The organism is Pseudaeromonas pectinilytica, assembly GCF_054780855.1.
The window spans coordinates 1-569 of the sequence record NZ_BAAGVN010000148.1 but is presented as its reverse complement, the minus strand read 5'-3'; the positions used below and the strand labels follow the sequence as shown (position 1 = coordinate 569).

General features: G+C 53.4%; 1 protein-coding gene. It reads left to right on the top strand.

Annotation, left to right across the window (positions count from 1 at the left end; genetic code table 11):
* Positions 1 to 569: immunoglobulin-like domain-containing protein (locus ACYVG7_RS09900; RefSeq protein WP_460882971.1), on the top strand; the 569-nt coding region annotated here is incomplete at both ends.

Here is a 569-nt window from a genome sequence, read left to right as displayed (position 1 = left end):
GTAGCGTGACGCTAAATGCCGATGGTACTTTCACCTATACCCCGGCCAAAGATTTCAACGGCAGTGACAGCTTCAGCGTCACCGTCAGTGACGGCAAGGGCGGCACTACGACCAGCACCGTGACCATTGGCGTGGCTCCCGTAACTGATATCACGACGATATCTTTAAGTTCGACGACAGAAGGCCAGCCTGTAGAAGAAGGGCAAGTCACTGTCTACACAGTGAGTGTGGGCCAGCCTGTGTCAGGCAGTCCGTTGAATGTAACGTTAAGTAATGGCGTTATTATCACGATCCCTGTTGGGGCAAGCAGCGCAGAAAGTGAACCTGTGACGTTACGGGCTGATGATGCTTATGGCCAAGGTAATACCAGACAGGACGTTAGTATCACTGAAGTCAGTGGCAGTAGTTTTGAGCAGATCGTTGTAAGTAATACGGTCAGTGACACTATCGTGGATGACGTGGACAGCACCACGGTGACCTTGAGTACCGATGTGGCCAGTGTCAGTGAAGCGGGTGGCGCGATTGTGTACACCGCGACCCTGAGCAGTGCCAGCCACGGCGTGACCACA